The sequence below is a fragment of the Streptomyces sp. NPDC107559 genome, from assembly GCF_055657365.1.
In genome coordinates this window covers 80,750-97,892 of the sequence record NZ_JBVKBD010000017.1, presented here as the reverse complement: position 1 = coordinate 97,892, position 17,143 = coordinate 80,750, and the positions used below count along the sequence as shown (strand labels likewise).

At 70.2% G+C, this 17,143-nt stretch carries 12 protein-coding genes and 2 pseudogenes; 5 read left to right on the top strand and 9 right to left on the bottom strand.

What is annotated here, in order from left to right:
• Nucleotides 1-2: 2 nt before the first annotated feature.
• The 5 genes from ACZ7OY_RS35150 to kdpF all read right to left on the bottom strand — a co-directional run bounded on the left by ACZ7OY_RS35150 (nt 3) and on the right by kdpF (nt 5,372).
• Nucleotides 3-686, bottom strand: a complete 684-nt coding sequence (locus tag ACZ7OY_RS35150; RefSeq protein WP_472249600.1) for a response regulator — start codon at nt 684-686, stop codon at nt 3-5.
• Nucleotides 687-808: 122 nt separating this feature from the next.
• The gene (locus tag ACZ7OY_RS35145) at nt 809-1,477 is read right to left on the bottom strand and encodes a potassium-transporting ATPase subunit C (RefSeq protein WP_472249599.1); all 669 of its coding nucleotides are present in this window, start codon (nt 1,475-1,477) and stop codon (nt 809-811) included.
• A 6-nt stretch (nt 1,478-1,483) separates the two neighbouring features.
• Nucleotides 1,484-3,613 carry a potassium-transporting ATPase subunit KdpB gene (gene kdpB, locus ACZ7OY_RS35140; protein WP_472249598.1) on the bottom strand — a complete coding sequence of 710 codons (2,130 nt, stop codon included), beginning with the start codon at nt 3,611-3,613 and terminating at the stop codon, nt 1,484-1,486.
• The gene (kdpA, locus tag ACZ7OY_RS35135) at nt 3,610-5,274 is read right to left on the bottom strand and encodes a potassium-transporting ATPase subunit KdpA (RefSeq protein ID WP_472249597.1); all 1,665 of its coding nucleotides are present in this window, start codon (nt 5,272-5,274) and stop codon (nt 3,610-3,612) included. Before kdpA ends, kdpB begins: the two co-directional genes overlap by 4 nt.
• A gap of 8 nt (nt 5,275-5,282) precedes the next feature.
• Nucleotides 5,283-5,372 carry a K(+)-transporting ATPase subunit F gene (gene kdpF, locus ACZ7OY_RS35130; protein ID WP_168481742.1) on the bottom strand — a complete coding sequence of 30 codons (90 nt, stop codon included), beginning with the start codon at nt 5,370-5,372 and terminating at the stop codon, nt 5,283-5,285.
• Nucleotides 5,373-5,722: 350 nt separating this feature from the next.
• Between kdpF and ACZ7OY_RS35125 the strand changes: the two genes are divergently transcribed.
• Complete coding sequence (locus ACZ7OY_RS35125; protein WP_472249596.1) at nt 5,723-6,280, top strand: hypothetical protein; 558 nt, start codon at nt 5,723-5,725, stop codon at nt 6,278-6,280.
• 189 nt (nt 6,281-6,469) lie between these two features.
• Here ACZ7OY_RS35125 and ACZ7OY_RS35120 read toward each other — a convergent pair whose 3' ends face one another.
• Together ACZ7OY_RS35120 and ACZ7OY_RS35115 are read right to left on the bottom strand one after the other, a co-directional pair.
• On the bottom strand, nt 6,470-8,896 hold the full coding sequence (locus tag ACZ7OY_RS35120; RefSeq protein WP_472249595.1) for a glycoside hydrolase family 65 protein: 2,427 nt from the start codon (nt 8,894-8,896) through the stop codon (nt 6,470-6,472).
• Entirely contained in the window at nt 8,893-9,636 is a 744-nt protein-coding gene (locus ACZ7OY_RS35115; protein ID WP_472249594.1) for a beta-phosphoglucomutase family hydrolase, read from the bottom strand. The genes ACZ7OY_RS35120 and ACZ7OY_RS35115 overlap by 4 nt, the downstream gene beginning before the upstream one ends.
• A 208-nt stretch (nt 9,637-9,844) precedes the next feature.
• On the opposite strand from ACZ7OY_RS35115, the pseudogene ACZ7OY_RS35110 reads away from it, so the two are divergent.
• From ACZ7OY_RS35110 to ACZ7OY_RS35095, 4 genes and pseudogenes are all read left to right on the top strand, one after another.
• Nucleotides 9,845-9,975 (top strand): annotated as a pseudogene (locus tag ACZ7OY_RS35110) (IS701 family transposase); the annotation flags it as partial.
• A 278-nt stretch (nt 9,976-10,253) separates the two neighbouring features.
• Nucleotides 10,254-11,246, top strand: a complete 993-nt coding sequence (locus tag ACZ7OY_RS35105; protein ID WP_472249593.1) for an LPXTG cell wall anchor domain-containing protein — start codon at nt 10,254-10,256, stop codon at nt 11,244-11,246.
• Between the two features lie 248 nt (nt 11,247-11,494).
• A pseudogene (locus ACZ7OY_RS35100) lies at nt 11,495-11,653 on the top strand (IS256 family transposase); the annotation flags it as partial.
• Nucleotides 11,654-12,100: 447 nt separating this feature from the next.
• The gene (locus ACZ7OY_RS35095) at nt 12,101-15,424 is read left to right on the top strand and encodes a S8 family peptidase (RefSeq protein ID WP_472249592.1); all 3,324 of its coding nucleotides are present in this window, start codon (nt 12,101-12,103) and stop codon (nt 15,422-15,424) included.
• Between the two features lie 102 nt (nt 15,425-15,526).
• Here ACZ7OY_RS35095 and ACZ7OY_RS35090 read toward each other — a convergent pair whose 3' ends face one another.
• Nucleotides 15,527-16,525, bottom strand: coding sequence for a helix-turn-helix domain-containing protein (locus ACZ7OY_RS35090; RefSeq protein WP_472249591.1), 999 nt, complete (start codon nt 16,523-16,525; stop codon nt 15,527-15,529).
• Between the two features lie 95 nt (nt 16,526-16,620).
• Complete coding sequence (locus tag ACZ7OY_RS35085) at nt 16,621-17,100, bottom strand: winged helix-turn-helix transcriptional regulator (protein WP_472249590.1); 480 nt, start codon at nt 17,098-17,100, stop codon at nt 16,621-16,623.
• Nucleotides 17,101-17,143 lie beyond the last annotated feature (43 nt).

Genomic DNA, 17,143 nt, shown 5'->3' with positions numbered 1-17,143 from the left:
GGTCAGTTCTCGAAGCGGTAGCCCATGCCGGGCTCGGTGATCAGGTACCGGGGATGGGCGGGATCGGCTTCGAGTTTGCGGCGCAGCTGGGCCATGTAGACCCGCAGGTAGTTGGTCTTGTTGCTGCGGGAGTCCCCCCACACCACCTGCAGCAGGTGCTTCTGCGTGATGAGCCGCCCGGGGTTGGTGACCAGGATCTCGAGCAGATGCCATTCGGTCGGAGTGAGGCGTACGTCGCGTCCGCCCCGTGTCGCCTTCTTGGCGAGCAGGTCGATCGTGAACCCGTCCGTCGTGACGAGTGTCGTGCCAGGGACGAGCGGAACATCCGCGGTGCGGCGGACGGCGGCGCGCAGCCGGGCCAGCAGTTCGTCCATGCTGAAGGGCTTGGTGATGTAGTCGTCGGCGCCGGCGTCGAGTGCCGCCACCTTTTCCTCGGAGGACCGACGCGCGGACAGCACCAGGATCGGTACGCGGCTCCATCCGCGCAGGGCCCGGATGACGTCCGTGCCGTCCATGTCGGGCAGCCCCAGGTCAAGCACGACGACGTCGGGCTGCCGGGCCGCGACCAGGCGCAGGGCGGTGGTGCCGTCGGGCGCCGGGTCGACGCCGTAGCGGCGCGCCTGCAGGCTGATGACGAGGGCTCGTACGAGCTGTGGGTCGTCCTCCACCACGAGCACTCGGGTCATCGTAGTGCGCCTTTCCTGAGGTGCGAAGGGCCGGAGCTTCACCGGCTGCGCGAACGCGGGAGCCGACGACCGGGGCTGTGCAGCCCCGGTCCGCCGACTCCCGCGGAACACGGGTAAGGCCATCAGCTCTTCGCCACGAGTTCCTTGAGCTCGATGTTGAGCTGGAGCACGTTGACACGGGGTTCGCCGATGAAGCCGAGGGTGCGGCCCTGGGTGTGCTCGTCGACCAGCTTCTGCACCTGCGCGACGGACAGGCCGTTCTTCTCGGCGATCCGGTGCACCTGGATGTCGGCGTACGCCGGGGAGATGGCCGGGTCGAGGCCGGAGCCGGAGGAGGTGATCGCGTCGGCGGGCACGTCCGAAGGCTTCACCGTGTAGCCGTTGACCGAGTTGTCCTTGATGACTGCGGCCTTGGCGTCCTTGACCCACTTGATCAGGTCGGCGTTGTCACCGGAACGGTTGGTGGCACCGGACAGGATCAGCTGGTACTGCGTGTTGACCGAGTTCGTCCCCAGACCGTTGGCCGGGCGGCCCTGGAACCACTTCAGATCGGGCTCCGGGGTCTCCTGGCCCTTCTTCAGGGGCAGGTTGTAGGCCTGGCCGATGAGGGAGGAGCCGACGACCTTGCCGTCCGCCTTGATCTCCGAGCCGTTCGCCTTGTCGCTGAACAGGCCCTGGGCGACCCCGGTGACGGCGAGCGGGTAGACGACGCCCGTCACGACGGTGAGCACGAGCAGCGCGCGCAGTGATGCCCAGAGCAACCGGGCTGTGTTCGTAACCGAGTTGTTCATAGCCGATCAGCCGATTCCGGGGATGAGGGAGATGAGCAGGTCGATGATCTTGATGCCGATGAACGGGGCGATCAGGCCGCCGAGGCCGTAGATCCCCAGGTTGCGCCGGAGCATCTTGTCGGCGCTCACCGGCCGGTAGCGCACGCCCTTCAGCGAAAGCGGTACCAGCGCGATGATGATCAGCGCGTTGAAGATGACGGCCGAGAGGATCGCGGAGTCGGGCGAGGACAGGTGCATGATGTTGAGCTTGTCCAGGCCCGGGTAGACCGCCGCGAACAGCGCCGGGATGATCGCGAAGTACTTCGCGACGTCGTTGGCGATGGAGAACGTGGTCAGCGCGCCCCGGGTGATGAGGAGCTGCTTGCCGATCTCGACGATCTCGATGAGCTTGGTGGGGTTGGAGTCGAGGTCGACCATGTTGCCGGCCTCCTTGGCGGCCGACGTACCGGTGTTCATCGCCACCCCGACGTCCGCCTGGGCCAGGGCCGGGGCGTCGTTGGTGCCGTCGCCGGTCATCGCGACGAGCTTGCCGCCCGCCTGCTCCCGCTTGATGAGGGCCATCTTGTCCTCGGGAGTGGCCTCCGCGAGGAAGTCGTCGACGCCCGCCTCCTCGGCGATCGCCTTCGCCGTCAGCGGGTTGTCACCCGTGATCATGACGGTCCTGATGCCCATCCGGCGCAGCTCCTCGAACCGCTCCCGCATGCCGTCCTTGACGACGTCCTTGAGGTGGATGACACCCAGCACCCGGGCACCGTCGGCGTCCTCGGCCGCGACCAGCAGCGGCGTACCGCCGGCGCCCGCGATCCGGTCGGCCAGTTCCGTGGCGTCCTCGGCCACCTCGCCGCCGCGTTCGGCGACCCAGGCGATGACCGAACCGGCCGCGCCCTTGCGGATCTTCCGGCCGTCGACGTCCACGCCGGACATGCGGGTCTGGGCGGTGAAGGCGATCCACTCGGCGCCGGCCAGTTCGCCCTGGTGGCGCTCGCGCAGCCCGTACTTCTCCTTGGCCAGGACGACGATCGAGCGGCCCTCGGGGGTCTCGTCCGCGAGCGAGGACAGCTGGGCGGCGTCGGCGACCTCGGCCTCCGTGGTGCCGCTCACCGGCAGGAACTCGGCGGCCTGCCGGTTGCCGAGCGTGATGGTGCCGGTCTTGTCCAGCAGCAGGGTGGAGACGTCGCCGGCCGCCTCGACCGCGCGGCCCGACATCGCCAGGACGTTGCGCTGGACCAGCCGGTCCATGCCGGCGATGCCGATCGCGGAGAGCAGGGCGCCGATGGTGGTCGGGATCAGACAGACCAGCAGGGCCACCAGCACGACCATCGTCAGGTGTGTGCCCGCGTAGTTCGCCAGGGGCGGCAGCGTGGCACAGGCCAGCAGGAAGACGATGGTGAGCGAGGCGAGCAGGATGTTCAGCGCGATCTCGTTCGGGGTCTTCTGCCGGGCCGCGCCCTCGACGAGAGCGATCATCCGGTCGATGAAGGTCTCGCCCGGCTTCGTCGTGATCTTGATGACGATCCGGTCGGACAGCACCTTCGTACCGCCGGTGACCGCGCTGCGGTCACCGCCGGACTCGCGGATGACCGGCGCGGACTCGCCGGTGATGGCCGACTCGTCGACCGAGGCGACGCCCTCGACGACGTCACCGTCGCCGGGGATGATGTCGCCCGCCTCGCAGACCACCAGGTCGCCGATCTTCAGCTCGGTGCCGGGCACCTGCTCCTCGAAGCCGTTCACCAGACGGCGGGCGACGGTGTCGGTCTTGGCCTTGCGCAGGGTGTCGGCCTGCGCCTTGCCGCGGCCCTCGGCGACCGCCTCCGCCAGGTTGGCGAAGACGACGGTCAGCCACAGCCAGGCGCTGATCGCCCAGCCGAACCAGTCCCCCGGGTGCTGGAAGGAGAACACGGTGGTCAGGACGGAGCCGATCCACACCACGAACATCACGGGCGACTTGACCATCACCCGCGGGTCGAGCTTGCGGAAGGCGTCCGGCAGCGACTTCAGCAGTTGCTTCGGGTCGAAGAGACCCGCGCCGACCTTTCCTTCGTCCTTGTGGCCGGTCGGCACATCGCTGTGCGGCGCCCGAGTGGGAGTAGTCGTGGACACGGTGTCCTCTTGGTTGTCTGTGCGGGTGGTCATGACGCCAGCCCCTCGGCGAGCGGGCCCAGAGCGAGGGCCGGGAAGTAGGTCAGACCGGTGATGATCAGGATTGCGCCCACCAGCAGACCGGTGAACAGCGGCTTCTCGGTCCGCAGCGTGCCTGCCGTGGCCGGCACCGGTCGCTGCTCGGCGAGCGAGCCCGCCAGCGCGAGGACGAACACGATCGGCAGGAACCGGCCGAGCAGCATCGCGAGACCGATGGTGGTGTTGAACCACTGCGTGTCGGCGTTCAGGCCGGCGAAGGCCGAGCCGTTGTTGTTGGCGCCCGAGGTGTAGGCGTAGAGGATCTCGGAGAATCCGTGCGCGCCGCTGTTGGTCATCGAGTGGCCCGGGGTGGGCAGGGCCATCGCGGCCGCGGTGAAGATCAGCACGAGCGCCGGGGTGATGAGGATGTAGCAGGCGGCGAGCTTCATCTCGCGGGTGCCGATCTTCTTGCCCAGGTACTCGGGCGTGCGGCCGACCATCAGGCCGGCGATGAACACCGCGATGACCGCCATGATCAGCATGCCGTAGAGGCCGGAGCCGGTGCCGCCGGGCGCGATCTCGCCCAGCTGCATGCCCAGCATGGTGATGCCGCCGCCGAGGCCGGTGAACGACGAGTGGAAGGAGTTCACCGCGCCCGTCGAGGTGAGCGTGGTCGCCACCGCGAAGATCGACGAGCCGCCGACGCCGAAGCGGGTCTCCTTGCCCTCCATCGCCCCGCCCGCCAGGTCGAAGGCCGGACCGTGGTGGTGGAACTCGGTCGCCATCATCAGGGCGGTGAAGCCGATCCAGATGGTGGCCATCGTGGCGAGGATCGCGTAACCCTGCTTCACCGAGCCGACCATCACACCGAAGGTGCGGGTCAGCGCGAACGGGATCACCAGCAGCAGGAAGATCTCGAACAGGTTGCTGAACGGGTTCGGGTTCTCGAAGGGGTGGGCACTGTTGGCGTTGAAGTAACCGCCGCCGTTGGTGCCCAGCTCCTTGATGGCCTCCTGCGAGGCGACCGCGCCGCCGTTCCACTGCTGGGAACCGCCCATGAACTGGCCGACCTCGTGGATGCCGGAGAAGTTCTGGATCGCACCGCAGGCCACCAGCACCACGGCCGCGATCGCGGCACCCGGAACCAGGATGCGGATCGTGCCGCGCACCAGGTCGGACCAGAAGTTGCCCAGCTCACCCGTGCGGGACCGGGCGAAGCCCCGAACGAGGGCCACGGCGACGGCGATGCCGACGGCCGCCGAGACGAAGTTCTGCACGGCCAGACCGGCGGTCTGCACGACATGGCCCATGGCCTGTTCGCCGTAGTACGACTGCCAGTTGGTGTTGGTCACGAACGACGCGGCCGTGTTGAAGGCCTGGTCCGGGTCGATGGACGCGAATCCGAGCGAGCCGGGCAGATGGCCCTGGATCCGCTGCAGCAGGTAGAGGAAGAGAACGCTGACCGCGGAGAAGGCGAGGACCCCGCGAAGGTAGGCGGGCCAGCGCATCTCCGTGTTCGGATTGGCGCCGATGCCCTTGTAGATCCACTTCTCGACGCGCAGGTGCTTGTCGGAGGAGTAGACCCGGGCCATGTAGTCGCCGAGGGGACGATAGGCGAGTGCCAGTGCCGCTATGAGGGCGAGCATCTGGAGGACGCCGGCGAGAACGGGGCTCATATCGGTGCTCAGAACCTCTCCGGGAAGACAAGGGCGAGGACGAGATAGCCCAGCAGGGCGACGGCCACGATCAGGCCGACGATGTTCTCGGTGGTCACAGCTTCGTCACCCCCTTGGCGACGAGGGCCACCAGCGCGAACACCGCGATCGTGGTGACGACGAAGGCCACGTCGGCCATCGTGAACTCCTAGGAGAGGCTCGGAATCAAACTGACGGTTCGAGGAAAGCGGCTCTCCGAGCGGATTCGGCCACCGTTGACGACCCCCTTACGGCGACGGGAGCCGCTTTGACGGAACCCTGACGGCCGCGTGCTCCATCTGCGCAGACCGGCTCCCCGTCCGCACGAGGACCCCGACGACCTCGGGCGGCACGGCCCTGCCCGTACACACCCGTCAGAGTCGCGTCAAGGTACGAGCGCCCTGGCCTGCGGGTCTCTACCGTCAGCCCTATGAGACGCCGCTACGACACGCGACACGACGTGCTCCACACGCAACCGGTTCCTCCCGCGGACGTGCTGCACGACCGTCGCTGGGCCAAGGATCTGCGCAGTGCCGTTCAGTGCGCGGCCGTGATCCTCGTACTCCTCCTGCTGGTCGACTGGGGGACCGACGGCCTCACCGTCGCGCGCGCAGCGCTGTGGGCCGGCCTCGGCGTCCTGTTGTTCCTTGTCCTGTTCCCGCCCAGGGTCACCGCGGGTGAGGGCTGGCTGGCCTCGCGCGGACCACTGCGCAAGCGGCGCGTGCGCACCGACCTCCTGGTGTCGGTGCGGTGCCTGCACGGAGTCTCCCAACGGCTCGTCCTGCGTGACGCGCTCGGCGGCCGGGTCGAGATCGACCCCCAGGTCCTGGTGAGCAACCCCGACCTGTGGCACCGCCTCGACGAGGACGCGCACAGGTCCGCGACCAGGGGATCGCTGACCTGTGGGCAGACCGCCCTGCGCCGGATCTCCGAGCGGATCGACCGGGAGAACGCCCGGACCGTTTTCAAGGTCTCGGGCCTGGACTGAGTTCAAAGCCTCGGGCCTGGACTGACGCCTACGCTGTTCCGCTGGGATGATCCGCCCGCGCGGCGAACGGCAGGGACAGCACCATGGTCAGGCCCCCGCCAGTCTCTGGAACGGCTCGAACAACCGGTCCCGGGATCCCGGCGGTGTGCCGGGAAGTGAACCTCCGGGCCGCACAGCCGTCGCGGTCCGTCAGGGCGCTCCGGCCGACCCTCGTCCGTACGGCTCCTGGGGCACTGCCCCGGACTCCTCCGCGCCGGGCAGCCCGACCGGGCGCCGGCCCCGGGGCTGCTGCGGTTCGGGGCGGGCGGGCACGGACGGCACCGGGCGGTCCACGGGCACTCCGACGGTCAGGGACATCGGCTCACCATGGTGCAGCACTTCCAGTGGCTCACCTTCCTGCAGGAGGTAGCGCGCGTGGGCCGGGCCGATGTCCACTTTCAGCCGGCGCCCGCGCACGGTCACGGTGAATGCCACCCGGGACAGCGCCTCTGGCAGGCGTGGCGCGAAGCCCAGCCGGCCCGGCTCCCCATTGTCCCTGATCTGCCGGCGCATGCCCCCCAAGCCCACGACCAGCGCGATCCACGCGCCGGCGAGCGAGGCGATGTGCAGTCCGTCGCGGGTGTTGTGCTCCAGGTCCTCCAGGTCCATCAGAGCTGCCTCGCTGAGGTACGCGTAGGCCAGCCGCAGATGCCCGGTCTCGGCGGCCAGTGCCGCCTGGCAGCAGGCCGACAGGGAGGAGTCCCGGACGGTGAGCGCCTCGTAGTAGGCGAAGTTGCGTGCCTTCTCCTCGTCGGTAAACGCGTTCGGGCACTCCATCATCGCCAGCACCACGTCGGCCTGCTTGACCACCTGTTTGCGGTACAGGTCGAAGTAGGGGTACCGCAGCAGCAGCGGGTAGTGCTCGGGCGGGGTCGCGTCGAAGTCCCAGCGCTGGAGGCGGGTGAACCCGGCCGACTGCTCGTGCACACCCAGGGTCTCGTCGTACGGCACCGCCATACGGCTCGCGGCGTCCCGCCAGGCGGCCGTCTCCTCGTCGTCGACACCGAATTCCTCGGCCCGGTCCGGATAGCGCGTGGCCGCGTCCGCCGCGGCCAGCAGGTTCTGCCGGGCCATCAGGTTGGTGTAGAGATTGTCGCGGGCGATGGCGCTGTACTCGTCGGGTCCGGTGACCCCGTCGATGTGGAAGACGCCTTCCGCGTCGTGGTGACCCAGCGAGCGCCACAGCCGTGCGGTCTCCACCAGGAGGTCCAGCCCCTCCTGGCCTTCGAACTCCTCGTCGCCGGTGACCAGGACGTACTGGACCGCAGCCATGGCGATGTCGGCGTTCACATGAAAGGCCGCCGTCCCGGCCGGCCAGTAGGCGGAGCACTCGGCTCCGTCGATGGTCCGCCAGGGGAAGGCCGCCCCCGCCAGTCCCAGCTGACGCGCACGGTCGCGGGCCGCCGGCAGGGTCCGGTGCCGCCACCTCAGTACCGAGGCGACGGTCTGTGGCGCGGTGAGGGTGAGTACCGGCAGCACGAAGGATTCGGTGTCCCAGAAGGAGTGTCCGTCGTACCCGGTCCCGGTCAGGCCTTTCGCCGGGATCGCCCGTTCCTGCGCGCGGGCGGCGGCTTGGAGCACGTGGAACAGGGCGAACCGCACGGCTTGCTGGATCTGCGCGTCTCCCTCCACCTCGACGTCCGCGGCGGCCCAGAACCGGTCCAGGTAGGCCCGCTGCGCGGCGACCAGCCCGTCCCAGCCTGCGCTGACGGCGGCCGCCACCGCGGCGTCGACCTGGTCGTGCACCGCTTGCAGCGAGCGCTGCCCGGACCACCCGTAGGCGACGAACTTGATGAGCCGCAGCCGTTGTCCGGGCTCCAGGTCCGCGGTCACCGTCAGGCGGCTGACGTCCGGCTCGCTCTGCGCCATCCACCGGGTGCCCTCCGGTCCCTCGACGAGATGGTCGGCGGCCGCTCCCACCCGCAGTGCGCTGCGCCCGGTGCAGTGCATGAGGCGCAGCCGGGTCTCCTGGGCGAAGTGTTCCTCCCCCGTCAGCGGGGACTCGGTGGCCGCGGCGACCCGGGGGTCGCCCTCGGTGTGGGGAAGCTGTTCGTTGGCGACGAGTTCGGACTGCACGGCCACCGTCACCGGCCCGTCGTCCGGCTCGACCTCGTACAGCACTGCGGCCACCGCCCGTTGGGTGAAGGAGACCAGTCGCTGCGAGGTGATACGGACGGTCCGGCCACCGGGCGTGGTCCACCGCGCGGTCCGGCTGAGCAGTCCGGAGCGGAAGTCCAGGACCCGTTCGTGCGCGAGCAGTCGGCCGTAGCGCAGATCGTAGGGGTGGTCGTCGACCAGCAGCCGGATGACCTTGCCGTCGGTGACGTTGATCATCGTCTGGCCCGACTCGGGATCTCCGTAGCCCGCTTCCCCGTACGGCAGCGGATGCCGCTCGTACACGCCGTTGAGGTAGGCGCCGGGCAGTCCGTGCGGCTCTCCCTCGTCGAGGTTCCCCCGCCAGCCGATGTGCCCGTTGGACAGGGCGAACACCGATTCGCTCTGGGCGAGCACCTCCAGGTTCAGCTCGGTCTCGCGCAGGCACCACGGCTCGACCGTGAAGCTGGGATGGGTGATCAACGCGACTCCAGGAGTTCGGCCAGGTCCCGGACCACCACGTCCGCCCCCTGCGCCCTCAGTTCCTCCGCCTGGCCCACCCGGTCCACCCCCACGACCACACCGAACCCTCCGGCCCGCCCCGCCGCCACACCCGCCAGGGCGTCCTCGAACACGGCGGCGGCGTCCGGCTCCACTCCCAGGACCCGGGCCGCCTCCAGGTAGGTGTCCGGAGCGGGTTTCCCGCGCAGGTCGCGATCGCGCGCCACCACCCCGTCGATCCGTTCGTCGAACAGGTCCTCGATGCCGGCCGCCATGAGGACTTCCCGGCAGTTCGCGCTGGACGACACCACCGCGCGCAGCAGACCGGCGTCCCGCGCCGCGTGGACGAATCTGACCGAACCCGCGTAGGGCTCCACTCCCTCCTCACGCATCCGGTGCAGCAGCAGGTCGTTCTTGCGCGTGGCCAGCCCGTTCACGGTCTCCGCCTCCGGCGGGTCGTCCGACGATCCCTCGGGCAGGCGCACGCCGCGTGCGGCGAGGAAGGTGCGCACTCCGTCCTCGCGGGGACGCCCGTCCACGTATGCGTCGTAGTCCGTGACCTCGTCGAAGGGAACGAAGTCGGTCCCTTCACGTGCCGCGCGCTCGCGGAGATAGCCGTCGAACATCTCTTTCCAAGCCGCCGCGTGCGTCCCCGCGGTCTGGGTGAGGACACCGTCGAGGTCGAACAGACAGGCACGTACGTGATCAGGAAGCCCCAGCATGCCGTCGAGGCTAGGAGCGCGCCGGGGACCTGCGGCGGGGAAACACCACTCGGCGTCCCGAAAGGAACCCGCTCGGTCCAGGCCCGGACGGCATCCGGAGCAATCGGAGCAGCGTCACCGCCACCGAACAGCGCGGCCTGGAGCCGCGTTCCGCCTGGCTCGCAGGGCCCTGCACGCCGAACTGCGCAGGCTGCGGCAGCTATCCCGGCGGCACCGCCACATGACCCTCGCCATGGCCGCCCACAGCTGCCTGACCGTCCGGCGCTCCCGCCAACTGGACACCGAGAAGCGGGAACGGATCCTCCCCGATCAACCACTACAGCCTCGCCGAGAAACGACGCGGACACAGCCCCTGAAAACTGCCCAGCGATAGCCGCTTCTGGGATCCGAGCGGACGAGCGGATACGTCAATCATGGTCAAAGGCAATGAGGTTCGGCACGGGCTGGGGTATCCGAGATGACGGCTGTGGGAACTCTGTGTTTTCTGCGCAACCATTCACGCGCACGGCCGATCGAATGCTGCGAATCACGAGTTGCTCCACGTTTCGCACGTGGGGCCCCACCGTCGTGTGCGGCGACCGCATCGCCGCAGCGCATCCGGACACACTGAGGTCTCCATGAAGATTCGCCGGGCCCCGGCCGCCGCGACGGCGGCGGCAGCGGTCATCCTGCCGCTCGCCCTGCTCACGGCACCCGTCGCTCTCGCCGACGCACTGCCTGACGCCTCCACCAGCGCCCCCGCGCCGGGCTACAGCACTCCCGCCGCCGACGGATCCACCCCGGCACCGGGCCCGGCCGGACACCCCGACAGCGACGGCAAGGGTGACATTCCCGACCAGATCTCGGGCACCGGTACACCGAGCAGTACCGCGACCGCGACCGGTACGCCGAGCAGTGCGCCGTCCGAGGAGCCCGAGAGCTGCCCCGGCGACGACGGTGTCGACCCCGGCAGCCGACTGAGCACCTCCTTGTCCGGCCTGCCCGGCAGCATCGTCGCGGGCAGCGGCTGGCACGACTTCACACTCTCCGCCACCAATCACAGCGCCGAGGGCCTCGGCACGGTGATGTGGGGGGTGTACGTCAACGACAACTGGATGAGCGACCCCGGGAGGGACCGGCTGGAGTACCACGCGCTGGTCCAGTACTTCGACCCGCAGACCAAGTCCTGGACGTCGCCTGCCGCCCAGGAGGGCACGGGCTTCTACGCCGGCCGCACAGAGCTCGGCCCCCAGCAGACCGCGGTAATGAAGCTGCGTGTGAACATCGACGCCGGGGCTCCCCTCGTAGACGGCCGTGCCGAGACCTCGGGCCGCTACACGGACGCCGAGAAGAACTGCCGGCACTTCACCCACTCGATCGACGAGTTCACCGTCCTCGGGCCCGGCAGCGGCACCGAGAGTCCGGGTGAGACCAAGCCGAGCAAGGACCCGAAGCCGGCCGACGGCCAGCAGCCGCAGAGCGGCGCCGACGAGACCCCGGCCACGGGCAACCTCGCCTCGACCGGCTCCGGCTCCGCCGTCCCGGTGATCGGCCTGATCGGCGGCGTCGCCGTCGTGACCGGCGCTGCCGCCCTCTTCACGGTGCGCCGGCGCAAGAACGCACAGGTGTAGGCGAGGGCGGCGTAGCAGGACCCGGGGTCAGCCACGGCCCAGGCACCGGCCGCGGATCGCGGCCGGCTGTGGTGCCCCGGCCCGTCACGGTGCGGACCGGGGCCGGCGGCATCCGCTGGGAACCCGGTCTCCGGTTCCGCGGCGGTCGACGGCCGACGTTCGGCACGCGCGATGCGGGAACGGCCTGACGTCGAGTGCTGGGCCATCGCCGCAAACGCCATCGTGCCGCCGTCCTGGAGGTCGAACCGGCCTCCTCAACAGTGAAGCTCCGTACGGACGTCACCCGCGGCGCCGACGGCCCCGCCGCAGTACTGGCGACGGTGTTCAGGCACGTCGGAGCCGCGCAGGCCGGTCGGCGGGCGATCACAGCGGCTCATCCGGTGCCCCTGGCCCGGGCCGACGCCCGCAGGGCTCTACTTCGTGCCGCCGGAGCGGATGGACCTCGACATGGAGGATGCGGGGTACATGCTCTACCTCGGCGGATCCGATCCCATCCACGTCGAACCGGTCGAGGACTGAGCGGGCACACACCGGCCTGCGACATCGCCCGTAGCCGACCCCGTGCAGCGGGGAGTGGTGCCGCCATCCCTGGGCCTGCCGGTGACCCTGGCGCCGCCGCTGCGGCCCGCTCGGCCCCCGGGAAGCGGCTCACTCGGTGCGTTCACGAGCCGCCAACCTGAACGCTTTTGACCTCTTTATGAAGTATGGGGGTTGGCGTAAAGGTGACTTGACGTCTCGTGGACAGGGCAAAGTGCTGACCTCGGCACCCGACGGCACCACGCTGTCCTCCCATGACAGACATGAACAACAGGTGGCGCCACCGGCTCCGCCCTACCCGGCCTCGGCAAACGGCGGTGGCCGCCGCCCTCGTGGCGCTCGTTGCCGGTCTGACCGCCGTCCCCGGCGCCGCGCAGAACCTCGGCCCGGACACCGGGCGGACACAAGCCGCCGCGCAGAGCGGAGCGGCCCGGTCGGCGATCGTCTCCCGGCATCAGCTCACCCTGATCACCGGCGACCGCGTCACGGTGGAGACGGACACCTCGGGCAAGCAGAGTGTGTCGGTCGAGCCCGCCGAAGGCCGCGAACGAGTGGCGTTCATCAAGCGTCAGGCCGGTCGCGACTGGACGGTCGTACCCGCCGACACGCTCCCGCTGCTCGCCACGGGCCGCCTCGACAAGGCGTTGTTCAATGTCTCCGCCCTGGTCCGGGACAAGTACGCGCAGCGGTCGAGCCTGCCGCTGATCGTCGAGTACGCCGGGGACGCGGGCACCGCGCGGCGTCGGCTGACCGCCGCCGGTGCCGAGACCGTCCGCCCCATCGGCGGGACCCCCTTCGCGACCCTCGGCGAACACCGCGCGGACGCCGCCGGGTTCTGGAAGGGCATCGCCCCCGACCGGGTGGACGCCACCTCCTTCGGAGCGGGTGTGCGCCGGGTCTGGCTGGACGGCCGCGCCAGGATCCAGCTCGACAGCACCGTGCCGCGCATCGGCGCACCGCATGCCTGGGAGAAGGGCTACACCGGCACCGGCGTCAAGGTCGCCGTGCTCGACACCGGTTACGACCCGAACCACCCGGACCTCAAGGGCCTGGTCACCGAGTCCGCGAACTTCACCACCGAGCCGGACACCGACGACCTCAACGGCCACGGCACCCATGTGACCTCCACGGTCGCCGGCTCCGGCGCGGCCTCCGGCGGCACGTACAAGGGTGTGGCGCCCGGGGTGCAGATCCTGTCCGGCAAGGTGTGCACCGCGGACGGCACCTGCGACAACTCGGACATCGTCGAGGGACTGGCCTGGGCCGCCCAGCACGGCGCCAAGGTGATCAGCCTCAGCCTGGGCGACACGGACACGCCGGAGACCGACGCCCTCGAGGCCATGGTCGACACCGTGACCCGTGACTACGGCACGCTGGTCGTGGCCGCGGCCGGCAACAGCGGTCCCGGCAAGGTTTCCTCGCCCGCCTCCGACGACCGGGCGCTGGCCGTCGGCGCGGCCGAGGAGGACGACGACGTCGCCTCCTTCAGCTCGGTCGGCCCGCGGACGGGCGACTCCGGCCTCAAGCCGGACCTCATCGCTCCCGGCGTCAACGTCGTCGCCGCGAAGGCGGGCGGCACCACCGCCGACGACGGCTATGTCGCCATGAGCGGCACGTCCATGGCCACGCCCCAGGTGGCCGGAGCGGCCGCCATCCTGTTCCAGCAGCACCCCGACTGGACGGCGGAGCAGGTCAAACGCCAGCTGATGCAGTCGGCGACCGGTGCCAAGGAGCACGGCGCCTACTTCCAGGGCGCCGGGCGCGTCGACATCGCCCGGGCGGTCGACCAGGACGTCACCGCCGACACCACCGCACTGGACTTCGGGCTGATCCGCTGGACGGACGGCAAGCGGCCCCCGGTCACCAGGACCATCACCTACCGCAACCCGGGCGCGACGCCGCTCACCCTTCAGCTGAAGGACAAACCGAGCAGCGGGAAGAAGGACGTGCCCGCTCCGGCCGGAGTGTTCCGGCTCGGCGCGGACACGGTCACCGTGCCCGCGCACGGAACGGCGGACGTCACCCTCACCGCGACCCCGGAGGCCACCACCACGTACGCCGCCTACAGCGGTGTGGTCAGCGCGAGCACCGCGGACGGCCGGGTGTCGGTGCGCGTCCCGTTCGGCATGGACGTCGAGCAGCCGTCGTACGACCTGCGCATCGACATGAAGAGCCGCACGGGCGCCGCCCCCGACAACGCCTACCTGCTGGTCAACTCGGCCGACGGCAAGGCCTATGAGGTCGAGGCGCTCGGCAGGAGCAGTACGGTGGTGCGCCTGCCCAAGGACACCTACTCGGTGAGCGGCTTCTACTTCGACGCCTCTTTCACCGAGGGCATCATCGTCGGCGTACCGAAGGTCGTGATGAGCGCCGACCGGCAGGTGACCATCGACGCCCGCAAGGCGAAGCCCGTCACGATATCGGCGCCGAGCCGCTCCGCGCGCATCATGTCGGCCGAGATCGGCACGATCAGCATGGCCGACCAGCTTCTCTCGGTCACCATGTACAACGCGATCGGCACCGACCACATCGACGGCGTGTACGCGGTGCCGACGGACCGGTACAAGGACTCGAAGTTCACCTACCTCGTCACCAGCGTCTGGGGCGAGCCGGCCGGCCCCGACGGGAATCCCTCCTCGGTCTACTACCTCACGCGACCGGTGCACGGCGCCATCCCGGCGGACCCCGCCTACCACCCCCGCAAGTCCGAGCTGGCCAAGGTGAACACCACGTTCGCCGCCACCACTCCGGGCACCACGGCCATGCGCCTCGTCTGGACGTACGTCGACAACATCCGCTTCAGCGGCCGGGCGATGGAGGGGGTTCCGGTCCCGACGCGGCGTGTCGACTACTTCTCGGCGGCCGACGGCCTGCGCTGGCAGACGGCCTTCGACCAGAACAGCTTCCTCGACCCGAACGCGCACGGCCAGAGTTACCTCAGCGACCTGCACGGCTACCGGGCCGGCTCCCAGGTCGAGGAGCGCTGGAACGGCGGAGTGCAGGCCGTGGGCCTCTCGTCCCAGATGGCCGCCTTCCGCGAGGGCGACACGATGTACCGGCCGTTCCAGTCGGCCGCGAACGGCAGCCTCGACCTGGTGGCCGACACCACGTCCGGCCTGCCCGAGGTGAAGCTGTGGCGCAACGGCGAACTGGTCTCCCAGGACTGGAGCATGAGCGACGTACCGGCCGACGCCACCCCCGCCGACTACCGTCTGACGGTCGAGCACGACCGTGACATGGCCCCCAGCTCCGTCTCCACGAGTGTGCGGGCGGAGTGGCGGTTCCGGTCGCGGACCACGGCGACCCGGCAGGCGCTGCCGCTGTACGCGGTCCGCATGGCGCCGAAGCTGGACGAGTGGAACCGGGCCGAGGCCGGCCGCAGGCTCGACATCCCGGTCCTGATCCAGCGGACGGCCGGCGCTCCGGTCTCGCCCATCCGCGTCTTCACCACCGAGGTCTCCTTCGACGAGGGCAAGACCTGGCAGTCGGTGCGGGTCGAGGGCTCCGGCATGGAGCGCACCGTGACCGTGGAGCACCCGCGCCGCGCCGCGGGCGGCTCGGTCAGCCTGCGCGTCCACGTCGAGGACGGGGCGGGCAACTCCTTCGAGGAGACCGTCATCAAGGGCTACCTGCTGAAGTAGTCGAAGCAGTCGCCTCAGCGAGTGAACACGGAATCACACGGGCAGGGCCCGCCGGACCGGTCCGGCGGGCCCTGCCCGTACGCGTCGCGGTGTCCGTCGCGCTCAGAGCCAGTCGCGGCGGGCCGCGTGCCAGCCCAGCTGCATACGGGTGGCGACGCCCGCCAGGCTCATCAGGCCCTGGATGCGCCGCTGGACGGTGCGCTTGCTGACCCGCAGCTGTCCGGCTATCGCCTCGTCCGTCATGCCGGCGACCATCAAGGAGAGCAGGTGCCGGTCCTCGCCGACCGGCGAGGCGGCGTCAAGGGCGCCGGCACCGCCGATCCGGCCCTCCTCGGTCACCCGGAGCGGGGCACCGATCTCCCAGTGGTGTTCGAACAGGGCGATGAGCGCGTCGAGCAGGCTGCTCTCCCGCACCACCGCGGCCTGCAGTTCCCGGGGGTTGCCGGAGGTGCCGGAGGCGGCCAGCGGCAGTATGGCCACCGAGCGGTCGGAGATCGCCATCCGCAGCGGCAGCAGGGGCACCGCTCGGGAGACCTCTCCGGCACGCACTCCCTTGACGACGTAGTCCACCGCGTCGGGGTCGTCGAAGTACGCCTGCTCGTACAGGGCCCGGTAGCGCACGCCCCGGTCCAGCGCGTCGAACTCCTCCTGATTGCTCTCCGGGGACATGGCCACGTACTGGGCCTTCACGAACCACATCATCTCGCGGCCGGCGCCGTGCTGGAGCTGGCGCAGATGCTGGCGCAGTGCCGCCGCGCCGGTGATGATCTCGACGGCCTCGCCGGTGTTCCGGGCCCATGCGCTGCGGCGGTGTGTCTCCGCCAGTTCGTAGACGGCGGCCCGGGTCTGTTCCAGGGCATCGAAGTGACGTTGGAGCCGGGGCATGAGGGCCACCTGCGGCGGTACGGCCGTGAACCATTCGGGACCGTCCTCGACCGCCGACGCCAGGCCCTTGTGTTCCAGCGCGCGCAGCAGCAGCCGCGCGGTCACGACGTCGAGGGCCGAACGGCCGGAGATGTCCTGAGCGGACGCCGTTCCGGCGGCGACCAGAAGGCGGTACACCTCGCTCTCGTCGGCCGTCAGGCCCACGGTCTCCAGCATGTCGCTCCCTTTCTCCCATGCCGGCGCCCTGCGCCGACCGGGCGGCGCCGTCGATCATGCCGGACCTGGATCCCGCTCGGGTGGGCGGCCTCCGTCTACGGCGTCGGCACCGGGCCCGACCGGTCCCAGCCCGGCACGAGGTCGTCCCGGTGGACGTCCTCCCCGTGGACCCGCTCGCCGCAGGTCTCGCACACCGTGTGGGTGACGAGTTCATGATCCCGGTGCCGGATCCGGACGGGCGGTGCGGTGACGGCCCAGCGGTCGCCCCAGCCGATCAGCTCGCGGGTGATGGCCCCCAGATCGCGCCCGGCCTCCGTCAGGTAGTAGCCGTCGTAGCGGGGGTCGTCCGGCAGGGGGCGCCGTTCTAGGACGCCGCTTTCCACCAGCGCCTTCAGGCGGGCGGCGAGCCGGTCCGTGGGGGCGCCGGTGTTCCTGGCGATCTGCCGGAAGCGGTGGTTGCCGAGCATGACCTCGCGGATCGCCGGCAGGGCCCAGCGGTCACCGATGATCTGGAGGGCCGCGGCGAGGGAGCACGGGCGCCCCGCCATCTCCCGGGGGTCGATGCGTGTGGTCATGTTCTCAGTATCACCCGGCAGGGTTTGATTTCCAAATCACCCT